The 21,758-nt window shown below is 74.5% G+C and carries 16 protein-coding genes; 11 read left to right on the top strand and 5 right to left on the bottom strand.

The genetic code is table 11. The features are described from left to right. Positions 1–8: 8 nt before the first annotated feature. The 3 genes from ccrA to ACIO5E_RS20515 all read right to left on the bottom strand — a co-directional run bounded on the left by ccrA (position 9) and on the right by ACIO5E_RS20515 (position 4,582). On the bottom strand, positions 9–1,346 hold the full coding sequence (ccrA, locus tag ACIO5E_RS20525; RefSeq protein ID WP_400669692.1) for a crotonyl-CoA carboxylase/reductase: 1,338 nt from the start codon (positions 1,344–1,346) through the stop codon (positions 9–11). A 363-nt stretch (positions 1,347–1,709) separates the two neighbouring features. Beyond that, positions 1,710–2,630 (bottom strand): TetR family transcriptional regulator, encoded by a 921-nt coding sequence (locus tag ACIO5E_RS20520; RefSeq protein WP_400669689.1) that lies wholly within the window; start codon positions 2,628–2,630, stop codon positions 1,710–1,712. A 176-nt stretch (positions 2,631–2,806) separates the two neighbouring features. Then, complete coding sequence (locus ACIO5E_RS20515) at positions 2,807–4,582, bottom strand: 3-hydroxyacyl-CoA dehydrogenase family protein (RefSeq protein WP_400669686.1); 1,776 nt, start codon at positions 4,580–4,582, stop codon at positions 2,807–2,809. A gap of 525 nt (positions 4,583–5,107) precedes the next feature. Here ACIO5E_RS20515 and ACIO5E_RS20510 point away from each other — a divergent pair. Both ACIO5E_RS20510 and ACIO5E_RS20505 read left to right on the top strand, forming a co-directional pair. Further along, positions 5,108–6,562 carry a glutamine synthetase gene (locus ACIO5E_RS20510; RefSeq protein WP_400669684.1) on the top strand — a complete coding sequence of 485 codons (1,455 nt, stop codon included), beginning with the start codon at positions 5,108–5,110 and terminating at the stop codon, positions 6,560–6,562. A gap of 319 nt (positions 6,563–6,881) precedes the next feature. Continuing rightward, complete coding sequence (locus ACIO5E_RS20505) at positions 6,882–8,372, top strand: S8 family serine peptidase (RefSeq protein ID WP_280678215.1); 1,491 nt, start codon at positions 6,882–6,884, stop codon at positions 8,370–8,372. A 90-nt stretch (positions 8,373–8,462) separates the two neighbouring features. On the opposite strand, the gene ACIO5E_RS20500 is transcribed toward ACIO5E_RS20505, so the two are convergent. Beyond that, on the bottom strand, positions 8,463–9,356 hold the full coding sequence (locus ACIO5E_RS20500) for a HipA family kinase (RefSeq protein WP_400669680.1): 894 nt from the start codon (positions 9,354–9,356) through the stop codon (positions 8,463–8,465). A gap of 138 nt (positions 9,357–9,494) precedes the next feature. On the opposite strand from ACIO5E_RS20500, the gene ACIO5E_RS20495 reads away from it, so the two are divergent. The 9 genes from ACIO5E_RS20495 (at position 9,495) to ACIO5E_RS20455 (ending at position 20,233) form a co-directional block, all read left to right on the top strand. After that, the gene (locus ACIO5E_RS20495) at positions 9,495–9,935 is read left to right on the top strand and encodes an SRPBCC family protein (RefSeq protein WP_280678217.1); all 441 of its coding nucleotides are present in this window, start codon (positions 9,495–9,497) and stop codon (positions 9,933–9,935) included. Between the two features lie 199 nt (positions 9,936–10,134). After that, a complete protein-coding gene (locus ACIO5E_RS20490; protein ID WP_400669678.1) occupies positions 10,135–11,289 on the top strand; it encodes a glycosyltransferase in 1,155 nt (384 codons plus the stop codon). Positions 11,290–11,682: 393 nt separating this feature from the next. After that, on the top strand, positions 11,683–13,206 hold the full coding sequence (locus ACIO5E_RS20485) for a sugar transferase (RefSeq protein WP_400669675.1): 1,524 nt from the start codon (positions 11,683–11,685) through the stop codon (positions 13,204–13,206). A 5-nt stretch (positions 13,207–13,211) separates the two neighbouring features. Beyond that, the gene (locus tag ACIO5E_RS20480; protein WP_400669674.1) at positions 13,212–14,525 is read left to right on the top strand and encodes an O-antigen ligase family protein; all 1,314 of its coding nucleotides are present in this window, start codon (positions 13,212–13,214) and stop codon (positions 14,523–14,525) included. Next, on the top strand, positions 14,522–16,246 hold the full coding sequence (locus ACIO5E_RS20475; protein ID WP_400669671.1) for a lipid II flippase MurJ: 1,725 nt from the start codon (positions 14,522–14,524) through the stop codon (positions 16,244–16,246). The genes ACIO5E_RS20480 and ACIO5E_RS20475 overlap by 4 nt, the downstream gene beginning before the upstream one ends. Beyond that, a complete protein-coding gene (locus tag ACIO5E_RS20470; RefSeq protein ID WP_400669668.1) occupies positions 16,236–17,150 on the top strand; it encodes a polysaccharide deacetylase family protein in 915 nt (304 codons plus the stop codon). Before ACIO5E_RS20475 ends, ACIO5E_RS20470 begins: the two co-directional genes overlap by 11 nt. Then, complete coding sequence (locus tag ACIO5E_RS20465) at positions 17,147–18,262, top strand: glycosyltransferase (RefSeq protein WP_400669665.1); 1,116 nt, start codon at positions 17,147–17,149, stop codon at positions 18,260–18,262. Before ACIO5E_RS20470 ends, ACIO5E_RS20465 begins: the two co-directional genes overlap by 4 nt. Positions 18,263–18,308: 46 nt before the next feature. Next, entirely contained in the window at positions 18,309–19,076 is a 768-nt protein-coding gene (locus ACIO5E_RS20460; RefSeq protein ID WP_400669663.1) for a Wzz/FepE/Etk N-terminal domain-containing protein, read from the top strand. Continuing rightward, complete coding sequence (locus ACIO5E_RS20455; RefSeq protein ID WP_400669661.1) at positions 19,073–20,233, top strand: GNAT family N-acetyltransferase; 1,161 nt, start codon at positions 19,073–19,075, stop codon at positions 20,231–20,233. The genes ACIO5E_RS20460 and ACIO5E_RS20455 overlap by 4 nt, the downstream gene beginning before the upstream one ends. 17 nt (positions 20,234–20,250) lie before the next feature. On the opposite strand, the gene ACIO5E_RS20450 is transcribed toward ACIO5E_RS20455, so the two are convergent. After that, on the bottom strand, positions 20,251–21,495 hold the full coding sequence (locus ACIO5E_RS20450) for a glycoside hydrolase family 26 protein (RefSeq protein ID WP_400669658.1): 1,245 nt from the start codon (positions 21,493–21,495) through the stop codon (positions 20,251–20,253). Between the last annotated feature and the right edge of the window lie 263 nt (positions 21,496–21,758).

Below are 21,758 nucleotides of genomic sequence, written 5' to 3'. Positions count from 1 at the left end.
GATCGGCCTCAGACGTTGCGGAAGCGGTTGATGGCGTCGAGGTGCCGGGCACGGAACTCCGCGTCGCGCACGCCCAGGCCCTCCTCGGGGGCCAGGCAGAGCACGCCGACCTTGCCCTGGTGCTTGTTGTGGTGCACGTCGAGGGCGGCCTGGCCGGTCTCCTCCAGGGAGTAGACCTTGGACAGGGTCGGGTGGATCTTGCCCTTGGCGATCAGGCGGTTGGCCTCGAAGGCCTCGCGGTAGTTGGCGAAGTGCGAGCCGACGATGCGCTTGAGCGACATCCACAGGTAGCGGTTGTCGTACTGGTGCATGAAGCCGGAGGTGGAGGCGCAGGTGACGATGGTGCCGCCCTTGCGGGTGACGTACACCGAGGCGCCGAAGGTCTCCCGGCCCGGGTGCTCGAAGACGATGTCGACGTCCTCGCCGCCGGTGAACTCGCGGATCTTCGCGCCCAGGCGCTTCCACTCGCGCGGGTCCTGGGTGTTCTCGTCCTTCCAGAACCGGTAGCCCTCGGCGGAGCGGTCGATGATCGCCTCGGCGCCCATGGCGCGGCAGATCTCGGCCTTCTGGTCGTTGGAGACCACACAGATCGGGGTGGCGCCGCCGGCCAGCGCGTACTGGGTGGCGTACGAGCCGAGGCCGCCGCTGGCGCCCCAGATCAGCACGTTGTCGCCCTGCTTCATGCCGGCGCCGTTGCGCGAGACCAGCTGGCGGTAGGCGGTGGAGTTGACCAGGCCGGGGGAGGCGGCCTCCTCCCAGGTGAGGTGCTTCGGCTTGGGCAGCAGCTGGTTGGTCTTCACCAGGGCGAGCTGGGCCAGACCGCCGAAGTTGGTCTCGAAGCCCCAGATGCGCTGCTCCGGGTCCATCATCGTGTCGTCGTGGCCGTCCGGGGACTCCAGCTCCACCGAGAGGCAGTGCGCGACCACCTCGTCGCCCGGCTTCCAGGCGTTGACGCCGGCGCCGGTGCGCAGCACCACGCCCGCGAGGTCGGAGCCGACGACGTGGTACGGCAGGTCGTGGCGCTTGGTGAGCGGCGACAGCCGGCCGTAGCGCTGCAGGAAGGAGAAGGTGGAGACCGGCTCGAAGATCGAGCTCCAGACGGTGTTGTAGTTCACCGCGCTGGCCATGACGGCGACCAGGGCCTCGCCGGGGCCGAGCTCCGGCAGAGCGACCTCGTCGAGGTGAAGGGACTTGCGGGGGTCCTTGTCGCGGCTGTCGAGGCCCGCGAACATCTGCTCCTCGTCCTTGTGGAGCGTCACCGCTCGGTAGGACTCGGGCAGCTTGACGGCGGCGAAGTCCTCCGACGTGGCGTCGTTGCTGAGGATCGCGTCGAGGATTTCCTGCATGGCTGCCTCCGAAGGCGTACCTGTGTGAGGGCACAGGGCGTCTGGGGTAGCCGGGAGCGGACACCGGCTTCGCTGAGGTGGGTGGTGGTCGGTCAGGCTGGGCGCCCGGGTGGACCGGGCGGGACGCTGCTCCCGGGGGTGTGGGAACGCCGGACGACGGCGCGCCGAGGTGGGGAGCCGCGGCGCCGCGACTGGTGGACAACAAGGTAGTGGCACCCTGTGCCACTCGTAAAGACACCGGGTGTCACGAATTCCGGCGCGCTGGAACGGCCTGCGGCGGCATTCGGGCGGGCATGCGAAGGGCCCGCGCCGACTGTTCGACGCGGGCCCTCGATACTGCTCTGACCTGTGTAAACGCTGCTCCTAGGACTCCCGGGCGCCACTCAGTGCGGCCCGGATGCTGTCCACCACCACGTCCAGCGGAGCGTCCGTCCGGGCGACTGTGATGAGTACCTCACCTCCAGGGCTGGCACTCAGTGCGCTCTCGGCCAGGACGTCCCCGGGTGCCCCACTGGCACCCGGTGCCACCAACGAACCCCGGCGCCTGGCACCCGGCTCGCTGGAGGCCCAGAAGGTCCGCCGGATCACCTCGAAGGAGTGGTCCAGCTGCGCCTCCACGTCCCCGCGCCCGCCGGCCCGCAGCCAGCGCCGCAGCACGTGGTTGTGCGCCGCGACGACCGCCGCCGCCGACACCTCGGCCAGCATCGAGTCGTCCTCGCCGCCGCGCTGCCAGCCCGAGGGGATGGACTCGCCGGTGTCGAAACGGCCCAGCAGGTACCGGGTGAACAGCCGCTCGTACCGGGCCACCACGGCGATCTCCCGCTCGCGCAGCGCCGGCACCTGACGGATCAGCTGGTACCGCGCGACCGACACCCCCGGCGTCGAGGCGTACATCCGCAGCACCTCCTTGATGCCGCGGCAGACCACGTCCAGCGGGTGTTCCTCCGGCTCGGCGCTGGCCAGCAGGTCGGCCACCCGGACGAGGGTGTCGTCGTGGTCGGGGAAGATCGCCTCCTCCTTCGACCGGAAGTACCGGAAGAAGGTCCGCCGGGCCACCCCGGCGGCGGCCGCGATCTGATCGACCGTGGTCTCCTCGTAGCCCTGCGAGGAGAACAGCTCCATCGCGGCGGTGGCCAGGTCCTGACGCATCTGCTGGCGCTGCGCCGCCGCCCGGCGGCTGCCCGGCCCGCCTTCCGGCCCGGTGCCCCCGGTCGAGGGGGCCGTCCGGTCGGCGCCGCGGGGTCCGGCGGAGTGCTGCGGGGTGGCTGACTGAACCCGATCCATGTCCGGAACGCTACACGGCCCCGACGGCACGGCTGCGGCCCTTCCCCGCAGGGCCGGCGCGACCGGGCCGGTCACGGCCGGTCTGGGCCAGCGTGTGGACACCGCTCCAGGGCTCCAGCCCGGCCAGGCCCGGCCGGGAGCGGTCCCGGGCGCGGCGCCCCCGGCCGGTGGCGTGGTCACCGGCGCGCGTGGTCGCGGAAGCCGCGGCCGGTCTTGCGGCCCAGGCAGCCCGCCGCGACCAGGTGTTCCAGCAGCGGCGCGGCGGCCAGGCCCGGCTCGCGGAACTCCTGGTGCAGCACCTGCTCGATGGCCAGCGAGACGTCCAGCCCGACCACGTCCAGCAGCTCGAACGGGCCCATCGGGTAGCCGCAGCCCAGCTTCATCGCGGTGTCGATGTCGTCCACCGTCGCGTAGTGCTCCTGGAGCATCCGCACCGCGTCGTTCAGGTAGGGGAAGAGCAGCGCGTTGACGATGAAGCCGGCTCGGTCGCCGCACTCCACCGGGTGCTTGCGGACCTTGGCGGTCAGCTCCAGCACGGTCGCGGTGACGTCCGGCGCGGTGAGCACGGTGGAGACCACCTCGACCAGCTTCATGGCCGGCGCCGGGTTGAAGAAGTGCATGCCGATCACGTCCTGCGGCCGCGAGGTCGCGGTCGCGCAGCTGATCACCGGCAGCGAGGAGGTGGTGGTGGCGAGCACCGCGCCCGGCCTGACGATCTTGTCCAGGGTGGCGAACAGCTCGCGCTTGACCGCCAGGTCCTCGGCCACCGCCTCGATCACCAGGTCCGCCTCGGCCAGCTCGGTGTACTGGCCGACCGGCGTGACCAGCGCGAGCGCGGCGTCCCGCTGCTCGGCGCTCAGCCGGCCCCGGTCGACCGAGCGGGCCAGCGACTTCGCCAGCTGTGCCTTGGCGCGGTCGGCCTTGTCCTGGCTGCGGGCGGCCAGCAGCACCGGGTGGCCGGCCTTGGCGAACACCTCGGCGATGCCGGTCGCCATGGTGCCCGAGCCGCAGACGCCGACCGTACGGACCTCCCGACCCGCCACCCCGGGCCTCGCCGGTCCGGTCGCCGCGTCCACGGCCCGGGACGAGCCGGGCGCCTCGTAGGTGTAGAAGCCGCGGCCGGACTTGCGGCCCAGCAGCCCGGCCGCGACCAGCTGGCCGAGGATCGGGGCGGGCGCGTGCAGGCGGTCCCGGGACTGCTCGTACATCGCCTCCAGGACGGTCCGCGCGGTGTCCACGCCGATCAGGTCGAGCAGCGCCAGCGGGCCCATCGGCAGGCCGCAGCCGAGCCGCATCGCGGCGTCGATGTCCTCCCGGGAGGCGTACTTGGACTCGTACATCGCGGCGGCCTGGTTCAGGTAGGCGAACAGCAGGCCGTTCACCACGAAGCCGGCCCGGTCGCCGGCCGCCACCGGCTCCTTGCCGAGGTCCCGGGCGAACGCGGCGGCGTCCTCGGCGGTCTGCGGCGAGGTCAGCACCGTGCGGACCACCTCGACCAGCTTCATGGTGTGCACCGGGTTGAAGAAGTGCAGGCCCAGCACCCGCTCCGGGCGGGCCGTCGCGGCGGCGATCCGGGTCACCGAGAGCGCGGTGGTGCCGGTGGCCAGCACCGTCGCCTCCGGGCAGATCCGGTCCAGCTCGGCGAAGAGCTCCCGCTTCAGCTCCAGTTGCTCGGGCACCTCCTCGATCACCAGGTCCGCCTCGGCGGCGGCCGACAGCTCGTGGCCGACCGAGATCAGCGCCAGCAGCGCGGTGCGCTCCCCGGCGGTGATCCGCTCCCGGTCGACCGCGTGCGCGGTCGCCTCCTCGATCCGGGCCAGCGCCCGGGCGGCCGAGTCCTCGGTGGCCTCGATGCCGATCACCCGGCGGCCGCTCCTGGCGACGGCCACCGCGACACCGGCACCCATCGTGCCGAGGCCGACGACGGCGACCGTGGAAAAGGGACGCTTCATCTGTCCTGACTCCTAGTCATGAGGGGCCCGCGCGTGCCCCGGCGGGCGGGCCGCCGCGCCCGCGGGTACGTGCGGGGGCGGCCGTCGCCGGAGGAGGGTCCGCGCGCGGGGGTGGGGAGATGACGGGTTCCGGCACACCGGTGCGGCGGCCGGTCCGCTCCGGCCGAACTGCGGGTGTGCCGTGGTGCTCAGGCGCTCAGGGGTGACGAGGAAGCGACTCTGATACGAGGAAGGGAACCCGGCTCGCCGCGGTTCGCGGCACCGGCCGGTGAAAGACGCACCGCGCGCCCGCCGCAGACACGGCGACCGCAGGACCCCGCCGGTGCGGCTCCCGAAGCCCGGCGGTGATGCGTGCGGCCACTGTAGCGAAGCTACTCACGAGTAGGAAGGGGGTGCGGGCGGAAACCTCGACGAGGGCGGGCCTGCCCGTGCCGACCCGAACGGGTGAACGGGTGGACGGGCGTCCGGCCGGACCACCCGATCGGGGAATTACCTGGCCCCGGCGGGCCGGGCAGCATGGACCGCATGACCCTCGGAACCGCCGCCGGCCCCACCGCGTCCCCCTCCGGCCCCACCGGGCAGGACGCCGGCCTCGACGGGCAGTCGGCCGCCGTCGCGCTGCCCCCACGCGCCGTGCGGGTCGAACAGGCCGAGGCGGCCGCCGACCGGCTGCGCACGGCCGCCGTCGAGGCGGTGGCCGTCACCTGGGTGGACAACGCGGGCATCACCCGGGTCAAGGCCGTCCCGCTGGGCGGCCTGGTGCACGCGGCGCAGTGGGGCGTCGGCGCCGCGTCCTGCTTCGACGCGATCCTCGCCGACGACGGCTTCACCACCGGCCCGGGCGTCGGCGGCCCGATCGGGGACCTCAGGCTCTACCCCGACCTCACCCGGGTCGTCCCGCTGGCCGCCCAGCCCGGCTGGGCCTGGACCCCGGGCGACCGGTACACCCAGGACGGCTCCCCGCACCCCGGCTGCCAGCGGCTGTTCGCCCGCCGGATGGAGGCGGCGGCCGCCGAGCGCGGGCTGGCCCTGAAGGCCGGCATCGAGGTCGAGTGGGTGGTCGCCCTGGCCGGCGGGCCGCAGGACGAACCGCAGTACCCGACGCACGGCCCCGCCTACGGGATGCACCGGCTCACCGACCTCTCCGACTACCTGCGGGAGGTCCTGCGCGCCCTCGGCGAGCAGGGGCTGACCGTCCTGCAGATCCACCCCGAGTACTCCCCGGGCCAGTTCGAGGTCTCGGTGGCCCCCGAGGGCCCGGTCCGCGCCGCCGACACCTCCGTCCTGGTCCGGCACACCGTCCGGGCCGTCTCCGCCCGGCACGGCCTGCGGGTCTCCTTCGCCCCCGTGGTCGAGCCCGACACGGTCGGCAACGGCGGGCACCTGCACCTCAGCCTCTGGCGGGACGGCCGCAACCTCGGCGACGGCGGCTCCGGCCCGCACGGCCTGACCGCCGAGGCCGAGGGCTTCCTCGCCGGCGTGCTGGACGCGCTGCCCGAACTGCTGGTGCTGGGCTGCTCCAGCCCGGCCGGGTACCTGCGGCTGGTGCCCTCGCGCTGGGCCGGCGCCTACCAGTGCTGGGGCCTGGAGAACCGCGAGGCCGCGCTGCGCCTGGTGACGGGCTCCGCGGGGGAGCGGGCGGCCGCCGCGAACGCCGAGATCAAGTGCTTCGACGCCAGCGCCAACCCGTACCTGGCGGTCGGCGCGGTGCTCGCCGCCGGCCTCGCCGGTCTCGACCGACACCGTTCGCTACCGCCGGAGTTCACCGGCGACCCGGCCGCCGCCGAGCCCGGCACGGTGCCCCGGCTGCCGGTCGGCCCGGCGCAGGCGCTGGCCGCGTACGAGCGCTCGGCGGTGCTGCGCGAGGCGCTCGGCGGGCCGCTGTACGAGGCGGTGCTGGCGGTGCGCCGGGCCGAGGGCGAGCAGTACGCCGCCGCCACCCCCGAGCAACTGGTCGCCGCCACCCGCTGGCGCTACTGACCGGCACCCCGGCCCGCGGGCGGGACGCTCGAACCGCCGCCGTTCGGCAGCTGTTGTGCGCCGCCGTTGGCTCCGGGCCGCCCGCACTGTATCCGATGGTTCGTCGACCAGCTCCGTCGGCGAACCATCACTTTTTAACACTCTTCAACTCTGTTTCCACGGTTGAACTGTGGACTCCTGCCCTCCGCTGTTGGCCAAGATGTGACGATTAGATGACTACCTCTTGCGCATCTCAGCGAATATTCATTAGCGTCCCGATCATTCCAGCGCACCTGCCACACCGCAGCTGCCGCATGACGACTCGGGAGGGCCAACCCCTATGAGAGTTCCTCGGATCAGCCGGACCCGGTTCGCGGCGGTGGGCCTCGTGCTCGCCACCGCCGGCGCCCTCGCGCTGCCGGCCGGCACCGCCGTCGCGGCCGCCCCCTCGGCGGGCTCGACGACCGGTCCGCTGCTCAGCTACGTCGTCAACACCAAGGCCAACCACGGTCAGGTGCAGAAGGTCGAGAAGGCGATCACCGCCCTGGGCGGCTCGGTGGTGTACTCGTACGAGCAGATCGGCGTCGTCATCGCCCGCTCGAACGACACCGCGTTCGCCGCGAAGCTGCGCCAGACCAAGGGCGTCGACTCCGTCGGTGCCAGCCGCACCAAGGGCATCACCGCCGCCGACCAGACGAAGGCCGACGTCGCGCCCGCGCCCGCCGCCGCCCCCGCGGACGGTCAGGAGCCGTACGAGGCCAACCAGTGGGACATGCGCCAGATCGGTGTCGACAAGGCGCACAAGCTCTCGCTCGGCAGCCGCAACGTCACCGTCGGTGTGCTGGACTCCGGCATCGACGCGACGCACGAGGACCTGGCGGCCAACGTGGACGCCTCGCAGTCGGTCTCCTGCATCGACGGCGGCAAGCCGAACACCGACTGGAAGTCCTGGCAGCCCACCACCAGCGACCACGGCACCCACGTGGCTGGCACGATCGGCGCCGCCAAGAACGGCAAGGGCGTCGTCGGCATCGCCCCGAACGTGAAGCTGGCCGCGGTCAAGGTCGTCGACGACGGCGGGTTCATCTACCCCGAGTACGCCATCTGCGGCTTCGTGTGGGCCGGTGAGCACGGCTTCAAGGTGACCAACAACAGCTACTACGTCGACCCGTGGATGTTCAACTGCCCGAACGACAAGGACCAGGCCGCGATCACCGCCGCCGTCCGCAAGGCGGTGTCGTTCTCGCAGCGCAAGGGCGTCCTCAACGTCGCCGCGGCGGGCAACGAGAACATCGACCTGGCGCACAAGACCACTGACGTCTCCAGCCCGGACGACACCACCCCCGGTACCCGCCCGGTCACCAACGACTGCCTGTCGCTGCCGACCGAGCTGCCCGGCGTCGTCGCCGTCTCCGCGGTCGGCGTCAAGGGCGAGAAGTCGTACTACTCCAGCTACGGCAAGGGCGTCGTGACCGTCGCCGCGCCGGGTGGCGACGCCCGCTACCAGATCCCGGACACCCCGGACAAGAACGGCCGGATCCTGTCCACCATCCCGGGCAACAAGTACGGCTACATGCAGGGCACCTCGATGGCCACCCCGCACGTCACCGGCGTGGTCGCCCTGCTCGCCAGCACCTTCCCGTGGGCCAGCCCGGACGAGCTGACCGAGCTGCTCACCAACCAGGCCGAGTCGCACCCGTGCCCGACCGGCGAGTACAACCCGGGCGGCACCGGGCAGTACAAGGCCACCTGCGAGGGCGGCGCGGACGACAACGGCTTCTACGGCGCCGGCATCATCAACGCCGAGAAGGCGGTCCAGTGGTGGCGCTGACGCGCTGACCACGGCGACACCTGAACACTTAGCCGGGGAGCGGGCCTTGGGGTCCGCTCCCCGGTCGTTTTCCGGGGCCGGGCCCGGCGCTCACTCGACGTGGCGGTCCCAGACCGTCTCCACCGAGGGCTTGCCGTGCAGGTCCGGGACCTCCTGGAGCCAGGCGGGCCGGCCGGCCCGCATCCGGGCCTCCCGGCGCCGTTCGGCCTCGCGCAGCTGCTCGGGGGTGGCGAAGCCGTCCGGGAGCCACTGCCCGGAGAGCACCACGCGGGCGGCCAGGTGGGTGACGTAGGCGTGCCGGACGGCGTCCACCGAGTCGAAGCCGGGCTCGTCCGCCAGCCACTCGTCCGGGACGAGCGCCAGCACCTCCTCCAGCAGACCGACGGTGACCTGCGGGCCGAGCTCCTCGTCGGCCAGCCGGACGTCCGGGGCCGAGCCGCCGAGGGCGTGCGCGCTGAGGTCGTACCGCTTGCCGACCGCCGCCTCGGCGGTGGTCCAGCGGTGGTGGAAGATCAGCGCGGCGCCGTTGTCGATCAGCCAGAGCCGCCCGTGCCAGACCACCAGGTTGGGGTTGTGGACGGTGCGGTCGACGTTGCCGGTGAGCGCGTCCAGCCAGACCACCCGGCCGGCCTCGGCGGAGTCCACCGGGATCAGCCCGGGCCGGAAGTCCCGCGCGCCGGGCAGCAGGTCCATCCCGAGGTTGAGCCCGCCGCTGGCCTTCAGCATGTCCTGGATCTCGGCGTCCGGTTCGTCCGCGGCGACCGCCGGGTCGAAGTCCACCAGCCGCAGCTCCGGGACGCGCAGGCCGAGCCGCCGGGCCAGCTCGCCGACGATCACCTCGGCGACCAGCGCCTTGCGGCCCTGCGCGGCGCCGGTGAACTTGACCACGTACGTTCCCAGGTCGTCGGTCTCCACCACGCCGGGGACGGAGCCACCGGAGCGCAGCGGGTCGACGTAGCGCACTGCTGTCACCAGATCGAGCACATCGGCCACCCTATCCCTCTGTTCCCTCCGCCCCGGCGGGCCGTCCGGCCGGCTGCGAGCCCCGGAGGGTCCCGGCTCCGGCGCTGTGATTGGCTTGCCGGTGAGACCGGAAGACCACCAGACGAGGAGAGCAAGGTCATGGGACAGGTGCAGGCCACCACCGAGCGGGACTACGACGCCGCCCCCGAGCGGGTCTACGAGGCGCTCGCCGACTACCAGGTGACCCGCCCGAAGCTGTTGCCCGCGCAGTACAGCGAGTACGAGGTCCGGGTCGGCGGCACCGGCGCCGGCACCCAGGTGCACTGGAAGCTGCAGGCCACCGAGAAGCGCGTGCGGGACTGCCTGTTCACCGTATCGGCGCCCAAGCCCGACCAGCTGGTGGAGAAGGACGCCAACTCCAGCATGGTGATCACCTGGACCGTCTCGGCGGCCGGTGAGGGCCGGTCGAAGGTCACCGTCTCGGCCACCTGGCAGGGCGCGAGCGGCATCGGCGGCTTCTTCGAGCGCACCTTCGCCCCGAAGGGCCTGAACCGGATCCACGACCAGGTGCTGGCGAACCTGGCCGCCGAGGTCCGCTGACCTCCTCCGGGATCCGTCGAGGCCCGCCGGGATCCGTGGAGATCCGGCGGGCCCCGTATTTCCCCGGTAATTCGCCCGGGAATTCGAGCGGCCCGTCCACCCGTACGAGCGGAAAGCCGTACGGGTGGACGGCCCGCCACCTCCGGGTGACGGGGGCCGCCCGGCGCGGGGGAGCCACCCTAGGCTCGCCGCCGTGCATATGACGATCCTTCACATTTCACAGCCGGTGGACGGCGGAGTCGCCCGCGTCGTCGTCGATCTGGTCCGGGGGCAGCGCGAGGCGGGCCACCGGGTGCTGGTGGCCTGTCCGCGCGGTGGCCGGCTGGCCGAGGAGGCCGCCGCCGTGGGCGCGCTGGTCCAGGACTGGCCGGCCGAGCGCTCGCCCGGCGCGGGCACCGTCGCCGAGGCCTGGCGGCTGCGCCGGATCGTCCGGGCGGCCGCGCCCGACGTGGTCCACCTGCACAGCGCCAAGGCCGGGCTGGCCGGCCGGCTGGCCGTGCGCGGCGCGGTGCCGACCGTCTTCCAGCCGCACGCCTGGTCCTTCGCCGCCGTCGAGGGCCCGCTGGCCGCCGCCACCCTGCACTGGGAGCGCTTCGCCGGCCGCTGGGCGCACCGCCTGCTCTGCGTCAGCGTCCAGGAGCGGGCCGACGGCGTCGCCGCCGGGGTGAGCGCGGACTGGGCGGTGGTGCCCAACGGCGTGGACGTCCGCCACTACGCGCCCGCCGACCGCCGGGCCGCCCGGATCGCGCTGGGCCTGGACCTGGACGCCCCGCTCGCGGTCTGCGTGGGCCGGCTGTGCCGGCAGAAGGGCCAGGACGTGCTGCTCGCGGCCTGGCCGGAGGTGCTGCGGACGGTGCCGCAGGCCCGGCTGGCGCTGATCGGCGGCGGGCCGGAGGAGCAGCGGGTGGCGGACCTGGTCCGGGAGTCGGCCGAGCTGTCCCGGGTCCGGCTGGTCGGGGACGTGCCGGACCCGCGCCCGTGGCTGGCGGCGGCCGACCTGGTGGTGCTGCCCTCGCGCTGGGAGGGCATGGCCCTGGCCCCGCTGGAGGCGATGGCGGCGGCCCGCCCGGTGCTGCTGACCGACGTGCCGGGCGCCCGGGAGTGCCTGCCCCAGGCCGAGCGGGGGCAGGCGGTCGTGCCGCCCGAGGACGGGGCCGCGCTCGCCACCCGAATGGCGGAAGCGCTGTCCGATCCTATCGAGTGCGAGCGGCGCGGTGCACGGCTGCGTGATCACGTGGTCGCCCGGCACGACGTCCGCACGGTGGTCGAACAGGTGGACGAGCTGTACCGCCATCTGCTCGGCGCCGGGCCGGCGGCCGGACGGCGCCGGGCCCGTGTCCCGGAGCGGATCTGATCGTTTCACATGCCGTGAATGCCTGCCGATCCGGCGCTGTCGTATTCGCACCCTCAACCGGATAACGACGAGGCGTCAAATCCGAAATACCTATTAATGGGCGGCTGGAATGAAATGGCAAGTCACCTTCCAGCCTGCGCGTCCCGGTTCTGTACTGTCGGATTTTGCCTGCTTCGTTTTCAATTCACACCGGGAATTCGCGGCTGAGCCCTTCGCGACCGGATCCTTCGTGGCCGAGTTCTTCGCGGCCGGGCCCCGCGCGAGAGAATCGAGAGCCGCCAGCGGCAGCAGGTGCTGTCAGGACCGCGCCCACCGGGCCGGGACGGCCGCCCCGCGCCAACCGGTGCCGGGGCGCCGTCACCCCGGGCACACAGCAGGGGAGTTCGTGCGCTGATGACCATTGACCACGACAGCGCGCCGCGATCCGGTCGACCCCTGTCCGGCCCGCGGCGGCCCGGCACCGGGCTCCTCGACCGACCGGCCGGATCCGCCCAGGCCCGGGCGGTGCCACCGCCCCGCCGGCCCCGCCGGGTGGTCCGCTCCCGACTCGCGCTGCCGCTCGCACTGGTCCAGGTCGACGCGGTCGCGCTCTGCACCGCCACCGGCCTCGCCAACCGGGCCGTCGACCCGACCGTCCCGCTCGCGCCGCTGCTCGGCGTCGCCGCCGTCCTGCCGGTGCTGCTCGCCCTCAACCTGACCGGCGGCCTCTACCGCACCCGGCTCACCCTGTCCGTCCTGGACGAACTGCCCGCGCTGGCCGTCCGGGCCGTGGTCGCCACCACCTTCGCCGTCACCCTGGCCGGCTGCCTGGAGGGCCGCTGGCCCGACTGCGGCCCGGCCACCCCGGCCCGGCTCACCATCCTGCTCGGCGGCCAGCTGCTGATCGCCGCCCTGGGCCGCGCCGTGCTCTACCACCTGGTCCGGCGGATCCGCCGCAGCCGCCCCAGCCCCGTCCTGGTGCTCGGCGCCGGCCGGCTCGGCCGCCGGGTCGCCGCCGCCCTCAGCGAGCGCGGCGAGTACGGGATGCGCCCGGTGGGCTTCCTCGACGCCGACCCGCCGCTGCTCGCCGGCGGCACCGACCTGCCCGTCCTCGGCGGCCGAGAGGTGCTGGAGCGCGAGGTCCGCCGGCACCGGATCCACCACGTGGTCGCCACCGCCGGCGCCGCCGACGAGGCCGAGACCGCCGCGGCCCTGCGCGACGCCGTCCGGCTCGGCTGCCAGGTCTGGCTGGTGCCCGCGCTGCGCGAGTACGGCTCGCTGCCCACCAGCCGGGTGACCGGCGGCGACCACCTGTGGGGCTTCCCCTGCCTGCGGGTCGGCCGCCCGGCGATGCGCCGCCCCGGCTGGGCCGCCAAGCGCGCCCTGGACGTCACCGCCGCCGGGATCAGCCTGCTGCTGCTCGCCCCCGTCCTGGTGCTCTGCGCGCTGGCCGTCCGCTTCGACACCGGCCCCGGCGTGCTCTTCCGCCAGCAGCGCACCGGGCTGGACGGCCGGGTCTTCACCGTCCTCAAGTTCCGCACCCTGCGCCCGAGCAACGAGCACGAGTCGGCGACCCGCTGGAACATCTCCCAGGACCACCGGATGGGCGCCGTCGGCCGACTGCTGCGCCGCAGCTCGCTGGACGAGCTGCCGCAGCTGTGGAACATCCTGCGCGGCGACATGAGCCTGGTCGGCCCGCGCCCCGAACGCCCCTACTTCGTCATGCGGTTCGGCCAGGCCTACCCCGAGTACGCCGACCGCCACCGCGTCCCGGTGGGCCTCACCGGCCTCGCCCAGGTCAACGGCCTGCGCGGGGACACCTCGATCGAGGACCGGGCCCGGTTCGACAACCGCTACATCGAGAGCTGGAGCTTCTGGCAGGACGTCAAGATCCTGTGCCGCACCGCGGCCCTGATGCTCCACCCGGACGGGAGCTGACCCGCGTGGCCCTCACCCTCCCCGCCTTCCCGCGGCCGGCCTTACGGAAGGCGGGTGCGGTCCTGGCCGACCGGCCCAGCCTGCTCGCCGCCGCGACCGTCCTGCTGGTCTGCGTGCCCACCGGCGAGAAGGACGTCACCGCCGCCGTCCACGTCACCGCCGCCGACGTGGCCTCGCTGGCCCTGGTCGCCGTCACCGCGCTCGACCTGCTGCGCGGGCGGCTGCCCGCCGTCAGCCGCGCCACCTGCGTGCTGTTCGGCGGGATCGTGGTCGCGGCCGCCGTCGCCACCGTCGGCTCGATCGACCCGGCCACCAGTCTGACCGGCTTCGTCCGGCTCACCCAGGTCTTCGTCCTGGTGCCGGCCGGGGTGCTCTGTTCGCTGCGCGACCGCGTCGACCAGCGGCTGGTCCTCGGCTCCTTCGTGCTCGCCGCGCTGATCCAGGGCGTGGTCGGTGCGAACCAGTACCTCACCCGGACCGGCGCCTCCTACACCGGCCAGCCGATCCGGGCCGTCGGCACCTTCGGCGCCCTCGACATCATGGCGATGTCCACGGTCGTCAGCTACGGGCTGCTCGCCGCCCTGGCCCTGGCCCTCGCCGAGCGCCGCCCCGGCGGCGACGCCCGGCTGCGTCGCGTGATGTTCGCGTCCGCCGCCTTCCTGGCCTTCCCGCTGGCCGTCTCGTTCAGCCGCGGCAGCTGGATCGCCACCGGCGCCGCCGCCACCGTGCTGCTGCTGCGCGCCGACGCCCGGCTCGCCGTCCGCGGCGCCGTCCTCGGCCTGGCCGCCGCGGTCGTCCTGGTCGGCGGCCTCGGCCTCGGCGCCTCCGGTGTCGCCGAGCGGCTCAGCTCGATCGGCTCCGTCTCCGCCGCCCCCGACCAGTCCGTCTCCGACCGCTACGACCTGTGGGCCACCGCCGGGCGGATCTGGCAGGACCACCCCGTCCACGGCGCCGGCCCCAAGGCCTTCCAGCAACTGCGCGACAGCCGCGCCCCGTTGCGGCTCTCCTCCGGCAGCGACGCCGCCGACTCCACCATCGGCTTCCAGCGCGAACCGCTGCTCTCCCCGCACAACATGTACTTCCTGGTGCTCAGCGAGCAGGGGCTGATCGGCATCGTCGCCTACGCCGCGCTCTTCCTCGGCCTGCTGCTCGGCTGCCTGCGCCACTCCCGGGGTTCGGCCCTGGCCGCGCTGGCCCTGCTCACCTGGGTGCTGATCGACTTCCTGTACGCGGACATCGGCGGCACCACCACCGTGCTGACCTCCGTCGTCCTCGGCCTCGCCGCCCGGGCCTGCGTCGCGGAGGCCGACCCGCGATGACCACCGACCAGCCGGCCCTCGCCTCCGCGGTGCCCGCCCCGCGCAGCGCCCCCGCCGGCGACGGCGGGCCCCGGCCCGGCCCGGCCCCCCGGCGCGGCTTCCTCGCCAAGGCCTTCGGCATCACCGCCGTCCTCAGCGCCGCCGGCTCCGGCCTGGGCCTGCTGCGCGACCTGCTGCTGGCCCGCTACTTCGGCGCCAACCAGGGCACCGACGCCTTCCTGGTCGCCTGGACCGTCCCGGAGACGGCCGCGCCGCTGCTGATCGAGGACGCCATGTCCTTCCTCATGGTGCCCGCCTTCGCCCTCGCCCTGGTGCTGCGGGAGGAGCACCCGGACGCCCCCGACCCGGTCCGCCAGCTGGTCCGCGCCACCCTGCCCTGGCTGCTGCTCGCGCTCAGCGGGCTCGCGCTGGCCGTCGCCCTGGGCGCCCCGCAGCTGGTCGACCTGCTCGCCCCCGGCCTGGCCGACCCCGGCCTCGCCGTCTCCTGCACCCGGATCACCGCGATCACCGTGCTGCCGTTCGGCGTGGCCGGCTACCTCGCCGCCGCGCTGCGCGCCCACCACTGCTTCACCGCGCCGGCCGGCATCTACGTCGCCTACAACCTCGGCATCCTCGCCGTGCTGCTCGGCTGCCAGTCCTTCCTGGGCGTGCGCTCCGCCGCCCTCGGCGTCGCGCTCGGCAGCCTGCTGATGGCCGGTCTGCTGGTCGGCCCGTTCCTGCGCCGGCTGCGCCGGGGCGCGACCGCGGGCCGGCGCAGCCGGCGCTCCCGCAAGGCCCTGGTGCTGATGCCGCTCGCGCTGCTGCCGGTGGCCGCGTTCACCCTGACCCGCCAGTCGCAGGTCTTCGTCGAGCGCTACCTCGGCTCGACGCTGCCGCCCGGCACCATCTCGCACCTCAACTACGCCGCCAAGGTCTCCCAACTGGCCATGACGGCGGGCATCCTGATCTGCACCGTCACCTTCCCGCTGGTCGCCCGGGCGCTGGCGGCCGGGGACCTCACCGCCGCCCGGGACCGGGTCGAGAAGGACCTCGGCCAGGCCGCGGCGGTCGTCCTGTTCGGCACCGCCTTCCTGATGGCCTGCGCCCCCTCGGTGGTCTCGCTGCTGTTCCAGCGCGGCGCCTTCGGCCCACAGGACACCGCCGCCACCGCCGCCGTCATCCGGGTCTACAGCTTCGGCCTGCCCGCCCAGGCCCTGATCGGCGTGATAGTCCGTCCGTACTTCTCGCTGCGCCCGGTGGTCCGCCGGGCCGGCGACCCGGGCACCGAGGACGGCGGCCGCCGACTGCTGGACTGGTACCCGGTCGCCGCGATGCTGCTCGGACTCGGCGTCACCGCCACGGTCGGCCTGCTCGCCACCCCCCGCTTCGGCGCCCTCGGGCTCGCCGCCGGGAACGCGGCCGGCATCACCGCCGCCGCCGCGCTGCTGCTGCACGGCCTGGTGCTGCGCGGCATCCCGCTGCGGCTGCGCCGGGTGCTCGGCGGACACGGCCGGCTGGCGGCGGCCGCCACCGGGGCCACCGTCCTCGGCGCCGCCGCCGCCGGGCTGGCCGCCGACCCCCTGCTCTCGACCCTGCTCGGGGGCCTCACCGTCGCGCTGGCCTTCGCCGCCCTCGGCACCGGTCTCGGTGCGCGTGAGGTGCGCGGTCCGGTCCTCGCCGCGGCCCGGGCCCTGAACCCGCCAACCGTCGCCGATGAAGGGAAGCTTCCCCATGGACAATGAACGGGGAACCGTCCGTTCGACCCAGGCGGGGGTCCGCCGCCAGGCCGTGCGGGTCGCCGCCGCACCCCGCGGCGACGTCCCGCTCGCCGACCCCGTCGGGCCGAAGGCGCGATTGCCCAGGAGCCGTCACCCGGTCGGCGAACCGCCCGGCCCCGGCGCCTCCTCGCCGTGGATCCTGATGTATCACTCGGTGGCGGTCGAGAAGGAGGACCCGTACCGGCTGACCGTCAGCCCCGAGCGGTTCGCCGAGCAGATCGCCTGGCTGCACCGGCGAGGTCGGCGCGGCGTCTCCGTCCGCGAGCTGATGCGGGCCCGCGCCGCCGGCCGGGACGACAAGCTGGTCGGCCTGACCTTCGACGACGGCTACGCGGACTTCGCCCGGTACGCCGTACCGATCCTGCAGGCGTACGGCTTCACCGCCACCGCGTACGTGGTCGCCGACCTGCTCGGCCGGGACAACGACTGGGACGCCAAGGGGCCGCGCAAGCAGCTGCTCACCGTCCAGGAGGTCACCGAACTCGCCGCCGCCGGTTGGGAGATCGGCTCGCACGGCCTCGGCCACCAGGCGCTGCCGGGCCTGCCGGCCGACGTCCTGACGGTGCAGACCCGGGAGAGCCGGCGCCTCCTGGAGGACGTGGTCGGCGGCCCGGTCACCGGCTTCTGCTACCCGTACGGCGCCGTCGACCTGCCCGCCACCCGGGCCGTCCGCGACGCCGGCTACGACTACGCCTGCGCGATCGGGCACTCCCCGCTCACCGGTCTCTTCGCGCTGCCCCGCTGCTACGTCGGCGACCGCGACGGCGCCTGGCGGCTGCGCGCCAAGCGCGGCCGGCACCGCCTCCGCGACGCCGTCACAGGGTTGCGCCGAAGCCGCCCGATGTTCCGGCGGGGGAACCGGCCATGAGGGTCCTGCACATCGTCACCGGTCTCGCCTCGGGCGGTGCCGAGCGCCAACTCCACCTGCTGCTACGGCACCTGCCGGCGCACCAGCAGTGCGAGGTGGTCGCGCTGACCAACCCCGGCACGGTCGCCTCCGCGCTGCGCGCCGACGGGGTGACCGTCCACCACCTCGGCATGCGCGGCAACCGGGACCTGGGCGCGCTGCCGCGGCTGGTCCGGCTGGTCCGCTCCGGCCGCTACGACCTGGTGCACACCCACCTGTACCGGGCACAGTTGTACGGCCGGCTGGCGGCCCGGCTCGCCGGGGTGCGCGCGGTGGTCTCCACCGAGCACTCGCTGCACGCCGGGGTGATCGAGGGCCGCCCGGTCACCCGCGGCGTCAAGGGCCTCTACCTGGCGGCCGAGCGGCTCGGCAGCACGACCGTCGCGGTCTCCCGCCAGGTCGCCCAGACCCTGCACTCCTGGGGCGTCCCGCCGAGCCGGGTCGAGCTGATCCCCAACGGCATCGACACCGCGCGCTACCGCCGCCCGGCCGCCGACCGGGCGGCCGCCCGCCGTCGGCTGCGGGCCGAACTCGGGCTGCCGGAGGGGAGTTGGGTGGTCGGCGGGGTCGGTCGGCTGGTCCCCGGCAAGCGCTTCGAGGTGCTGCTGGAGGCCCTCGCCGAACTCGACCCGGCCACCCGGCTGGTGCTGGTCGGCGCGGGCCCGGAGCGCGCCGCGCTGGAGCACCGGGCCGCCGAACTCGGCGTCCGGGAAAGGCTGGTGCTCACCGGCGAGCGCGACGACGTGCCCGACCTGCTGACCGCCCTGGACGTGCTGGCCGCCCCCTCCACCGAGGAGACCTTCGGCCTCGGCGTCCTGGAGGGCCTCGCAGCCGGTCTGCCGGTGCGGCACAGCGGCTGCCCGGCGCTCGACGAACTGCCGCCCAGCGCCGCCCCGCAGGCCCGCCGGATCCCGTCCGAGGCCGCCGCGTACGTCGCCGCGCTGCGCGACCTGCGGCACCTGAACAACCACAGCGCCGACCCGCTGCCGCACCCCCCGGCGGTCGGCCACTACGACATCGCCCGGGTCGCCGCCGACCTGGGCGCCCTCTACGACCGGCTGACCCGCGCTTGACCGGCCGCCGCCGGATCCGCCCTTCCATACCCAAGGAGTCACACCCATGACCACACCGCGCCGAAGCGCCCGCCGTCTGGTCCGCCGCTGGTGGCCGGTGGCGCTCGCGGTGCCGCTGGGCGCCGCGGCCGGCGCCGGGTACGCCGTCGTCTCGCACCCCTCGTACGCGGCCAGCGCCTACGTCCTCGTGGTGCCGCAGAACCCGGGGGAGGCCGCCACCGCGACCAACTTCGCCCAGGCGTACGGGCGGCTGGCCGGCCAGCCGCAGGTGCTCACGGTGGCGGCCGACGAGACCGGCCACACCCGGGCCCAGCTGGAGTCCCTGGTGCACGGGACCACCTCCCCGGACGCCCCGATGATCGAGATCACCGGCACCGGGACGCGCCCCCAGGAGGCCGCCCGGACCGCCGACGCGGTGGCCCGCTCGCTGGTCTCCTTCGCCAACGCCAGCAGCAAGGACACCGACGTCCGGCTGGTGACGCTGGCGCCGGCCGCCGAGCCGGACCGGCCGACCACGCCGTCCGCCAAGCTGGACGTCGCGGTGGGCGGCGCGGCCGGGCTGCTGGTGGGGGCCCTGGTGATGATGACCCGCCGCCGGGGCGGGGCCGCCGCCACGACAGCGGCCCCGGAGACGCCGGAGTCCCCGGAGGCCGCGGAGCCCCCGGCGGTCGCGGCGACGCCGACCGCCCCGCGGCCGCGGACCGAGGAGCCGCCCGCCGCCGAGCGGGCCGAGCAGACGGCGCAGGCGGGGGAGCCCGGAGCCGCAGAGGAGTCCCCGGCCAAGGAGAAGGCCGCCGCCGGGAGCGGACGATGAGCACCGAGACCCGGCGCACCGGCCTCCCGGCCCAGTCGGAGGCGCCGGGCTGGACCACCGAGCTGCGCCGCGAGGACGATGCCCTGGACGCCCTCACCGAGGAGTGGGACGCCCTGGCCGGCCGCTGCCGGACCGCCACCTTCTTCCAGGCCGCCGCCTGGCAGCGCTCCTGGTGGCGCCACTACGGCAGCCCGGGCGGCCTGCTGGTGGTGCTCGTCCGCCGGGACGGCCTCCTGGTCGGCGCGGGCGCCTTCATGCGCCGCGGCGGCCTGCTCGGCGGGCTGGCCGCCCTGGGCGCCGGGCTGGTCGACTATTCCGACGTCCTGCTCGACGACGACTGCGCCGACCGGGCCGCCGCCGAGTTCGCGGCCGCCCTCCCGCTCACCCGCCCGTGGCACTCGCTGGAACTGCGCGAGGTGCACCCCGAAGCGGCGGTGCAGCGGGTGTACGAGCACTGGCACGGTCGGCGCCGCCACTACCAGGACTCGCTCTGCCAGTACCTGCCGGCCGTCCCGATGGACCGGCTGCTCAAGCGGGTTCCCGGCAAGACCGCCCAGCGCAGCCGGGTGAAGCTGCGCAAGATCGCCGAGGCCGGGGTGCAGGTCAGCCCGACACCGGTGGCCGAGGTGCCGGAGGCGGTGGAGAATCTGCTGCGGCTGCACTTCCTGCAGTGGCAGGAGCGCGGCGTCACCGCGGAGCACCGCACCGAGCGCTTCGCCCGCCACCTGACCGAGTCCACCACCGGCCTGGTCGCCACCGGCAAGGCCGCCGTCCACCGGTTCCGGCTGGACGGCGAACTGGTCGCGGTGAACCTGCTGCTGCTCTGCCCGTCCTTCGGGGGCCTGTACATGTACGGCGCACACCCGGTGCTGCGCGAGCGGTTGGACATCGCCGGGCTGCTGTTCGGCGCGGCCCTGGACGAGACGGTCGGCGCGGGCGTTCCGGTGCTCGGCCTGCTGCGCGGCCAGGAGCCGTACAAGCAGCGCTGGCGGCCGGATCAACTGCCCAACCAGCGCCTGCTGTTCGGTCCGGCCGGAGCGGCGCCGGCGGTCGCCGTCCGGGCCGGCGCGGTGCGCGCCCGGCAGCAGGCGGTGCACGTGCTGCGCACGCGCTTCCCGCGCCTCAAGGAGGCCCTGCTGGCCCGGCGCCGCAGCTGACCGGAGCCCGCCCGGGCTCAGCGCCGGGCGGGCGTCCCGGCCCCGGCCGGGCTCGCGGTCGCACTGGCGGCCGGACCGGCGGTCGGGCCCGGCGACGGCCTCGCGGACGGGCTCGAAGCCGCGCTCGCGGCCCCGGGCATGCTCGGCGGCTTGGGCGGGCTCGGCGCCACCGGCGGGGCGATCGGCGCGGTGGGCACCTGGGGCGCCGTCGGCACGACCGCCGGCGCCCCCTTCGAGCTGGACATCAGCTGCTTGAACCGGGCGGCCGAGCGCGGGTTGCGGTCGCACTGGAAGAAGCCGTGCGGGCAGTAGTCGGTGACGGTCTGGTAGGCGGTGTCGTGGGTGCGCATCCACTCGACCATCCGCTGCACGAACTCGGGATTGTCGCCGTTGCGGAACAGCCCCCACTCCGGGTACGAGACCGGCTTGCCGCGCTTGGCGGCGAACTCCACCTGGTCCTGCAGCCCGTACGGCTCGCGCACGTAGTCGTCGAAGGTGGCCCCGGCGGGCTGGTCGTAGCTGTCCATGCCGATGATGTCGACCACGTCGTCGCCGGGGTAGCACTTGGTCCACGGGATGGCGTCCAGGCCCCGGGTCGGGGCGAAGTCGAAGCGGAACCGCTGCCCGGGCACCGAGCGCATCACGCCGACGATCCGCCGCCAGTAGGCCTTCCACGCGGACGGGTCGGGCTTGCAGCGGTGCGTGTAGGTGACGCCGTTCATCTCCCAGCCGAGGGTGAGCACGGTGTCCGCGCCGCCGAGGGCGACCAGCCGGTGGGCGAGCCGCAGGAAGTGCCGGTCGAAGTCCCCGCGCGCGCCCTGGGCGAGCAGCTTGGCGACCTCGTCGTCCGGCACGTTCGCCTCGCTGGGCACCAGCATCGGCACGCCGAGGACGAGCAGCCGGGACGGGTCGGCCAGCCGCCACTGCGACCACATGCCGAGCACCACCGGTTCGCCCTCGACGTCGGCCCAGCCGTTGCCCGCCAGATAGGTGTGGCCGACCTGGAGGTTGGCGTCGCCCAGCCACCTCGCGTACCGGCCGATCTGCGGGATGTAGTTGTCCCAGGAGCCGACGAAGGCGCCGAACGGCGGCTCGTGCTCGGGCCGCTGGACGGGCGGGCGGGGGGCGGCGCCGCGCGGCTCGAAGGCGTCCGAGGAGAGGGCGTGCCGTTCGGTCTGGCTGAGCGGCGTCCCGGCCGGGACGCTGGCCGTGGCTGTCAGCAGCAGGGCGGCGGCGGCCAGCGTCAGGCGGCCGTATCGCATGGTCTCTCCTCCGGGCGTATCAGGGCGGGGGCGCACTGGACGGACCGTGGCGCTCCGCTCGCCGACAGTAGGCCCGGCGCGCGTCGGAAAAGCCGAATGTCACCCTAAAGTGGGCGATATTCGAACGCCGTCTGCCGTAACGGCCGCCGGGAGAGCGCTCCGTGTATCAGCTCTGTAACGGTCCGGTCGGGCCCGGGCGGTCGGCCCCGGAACGGGCGGCGGTCCGGCCGCGGCCCCGACGGCGCAGGTGGGCGGGTGGGTGC

The sequence above is a fragment of the Kitasatospora sp. NPDC087314 genome, from assembly GCF_044744365.1.
Classification (GTDB): Bacteria; Actinomycetota; Actinomycetes; order Streptomycetales; family Streptomycetaceae; genus Kitasatospora.
The sequence above is the reverse complement of the archived record's forward strand: the minus strand, read 5'-3'. Positions and strand labels throughout refer to the sequence as shown.

Bases quoted from the DNA above. Each gene is read 5' to 3' on its own strand.
- ACIO5E_RS20495 (WP_280678217.1), top strand. From the start codon at position 9,495: ATGGGACAGGTGCAGGCCACCACCGAGCGGGACTACGACGCCGCCCCC.
- ACIO5E_RS20470 (WP_400669668.1), top strand. From the start codon at position 16,236: ATGGACAATGAACGGGGAACCGTCCGTTCGACCCAGGCGGGGGTCCGC.
- ACIO5E_RS20485 (WP_400669675.1), top strand. From the start codon at position 11,683: ATGACCATTGACCACGACAGCGCGCCGCGATCCGGTCGACCCCTGTCC.
- ACIO5E_RS20475 (WP_400669671.1), top strand. From the start codon at position 14,522: ATGACCACCGACCAGCCGGCCCTCGCCTCCGCGGTGCCCGCCCCGCGC.
- ACIO5E_RS20505 (WP_280678215.1), top strand. From the start codon at position 6,882: ATGAGAGTTCCTCGGATCAGCCGGACCCGGTTCGCGGCGGTGGGCCTC.
- ACIO5E_RS20460 (WP_400669663.1), top strand. From the start codon at position 18,309: ATGACCACACCGCGCCGAAGCGCCCGCCGTCTGGTCCGCCGCTGGTGG.
- ACIO5E_RS20510 (WP_400669684.1), top strand. From the start codon at position 5,108: ATGACCCTCGGAACCGCCGCCGGCCCCACCGCGTCCCCCTCCGGCCCC.
- ACIO5E_RS20520 (WP_400669689.1), bottom strand. From the start codon at position 2,630: ATGGATCGGGTTCAGTCAGCCACCCCGCAGCACTCCGCCGGACCCCGC.
- ACIO5E_RS20515 (WP_400669686.1), bottom strand. From the start codon at position 4,582: ATGAAGCGTCCCTTTTCCACGGTCGCCGTCGTCGGCCTCGGCACGATG.
- ACIO5E_RS20455 (WP_400669661.1), top strand. From the start codon at position 19,073: ATGAGCACCGAGACCCGGCGCACCGGCCTCCCGGCCCAGTCGGAGGCG.
- ACIO5E_RS20490 (WP_400669678.1), top strand. From the start codon at position 10,135: ATGACGATCCTTCACATTTCACAGCCGGTGGACGGCGGAGTCGCCCGC.
- ccrA (WP_400669692.1), bottom strand. From the start codon at position 1,346: ATGCAGGAAATCCTCGACGCGATCCTCAGCAACGACGCCACGTCGGAG.
- ACIO5E_RS20450 (WP_400669658.1), bottom strand. From the start codon at position 21,495: ATGCGATACGGCCGCCTGACGCTGGCCGCCGCCGCCCTGCTGCTGACA.
- ACIO5E_RS20465 (WP_400669665.1), top strand. From the start codon at position 17,147: ATGAGGGTCCTGCACATCGTCACCGGTCTCGCCTCGGGCGGTGCCGAG.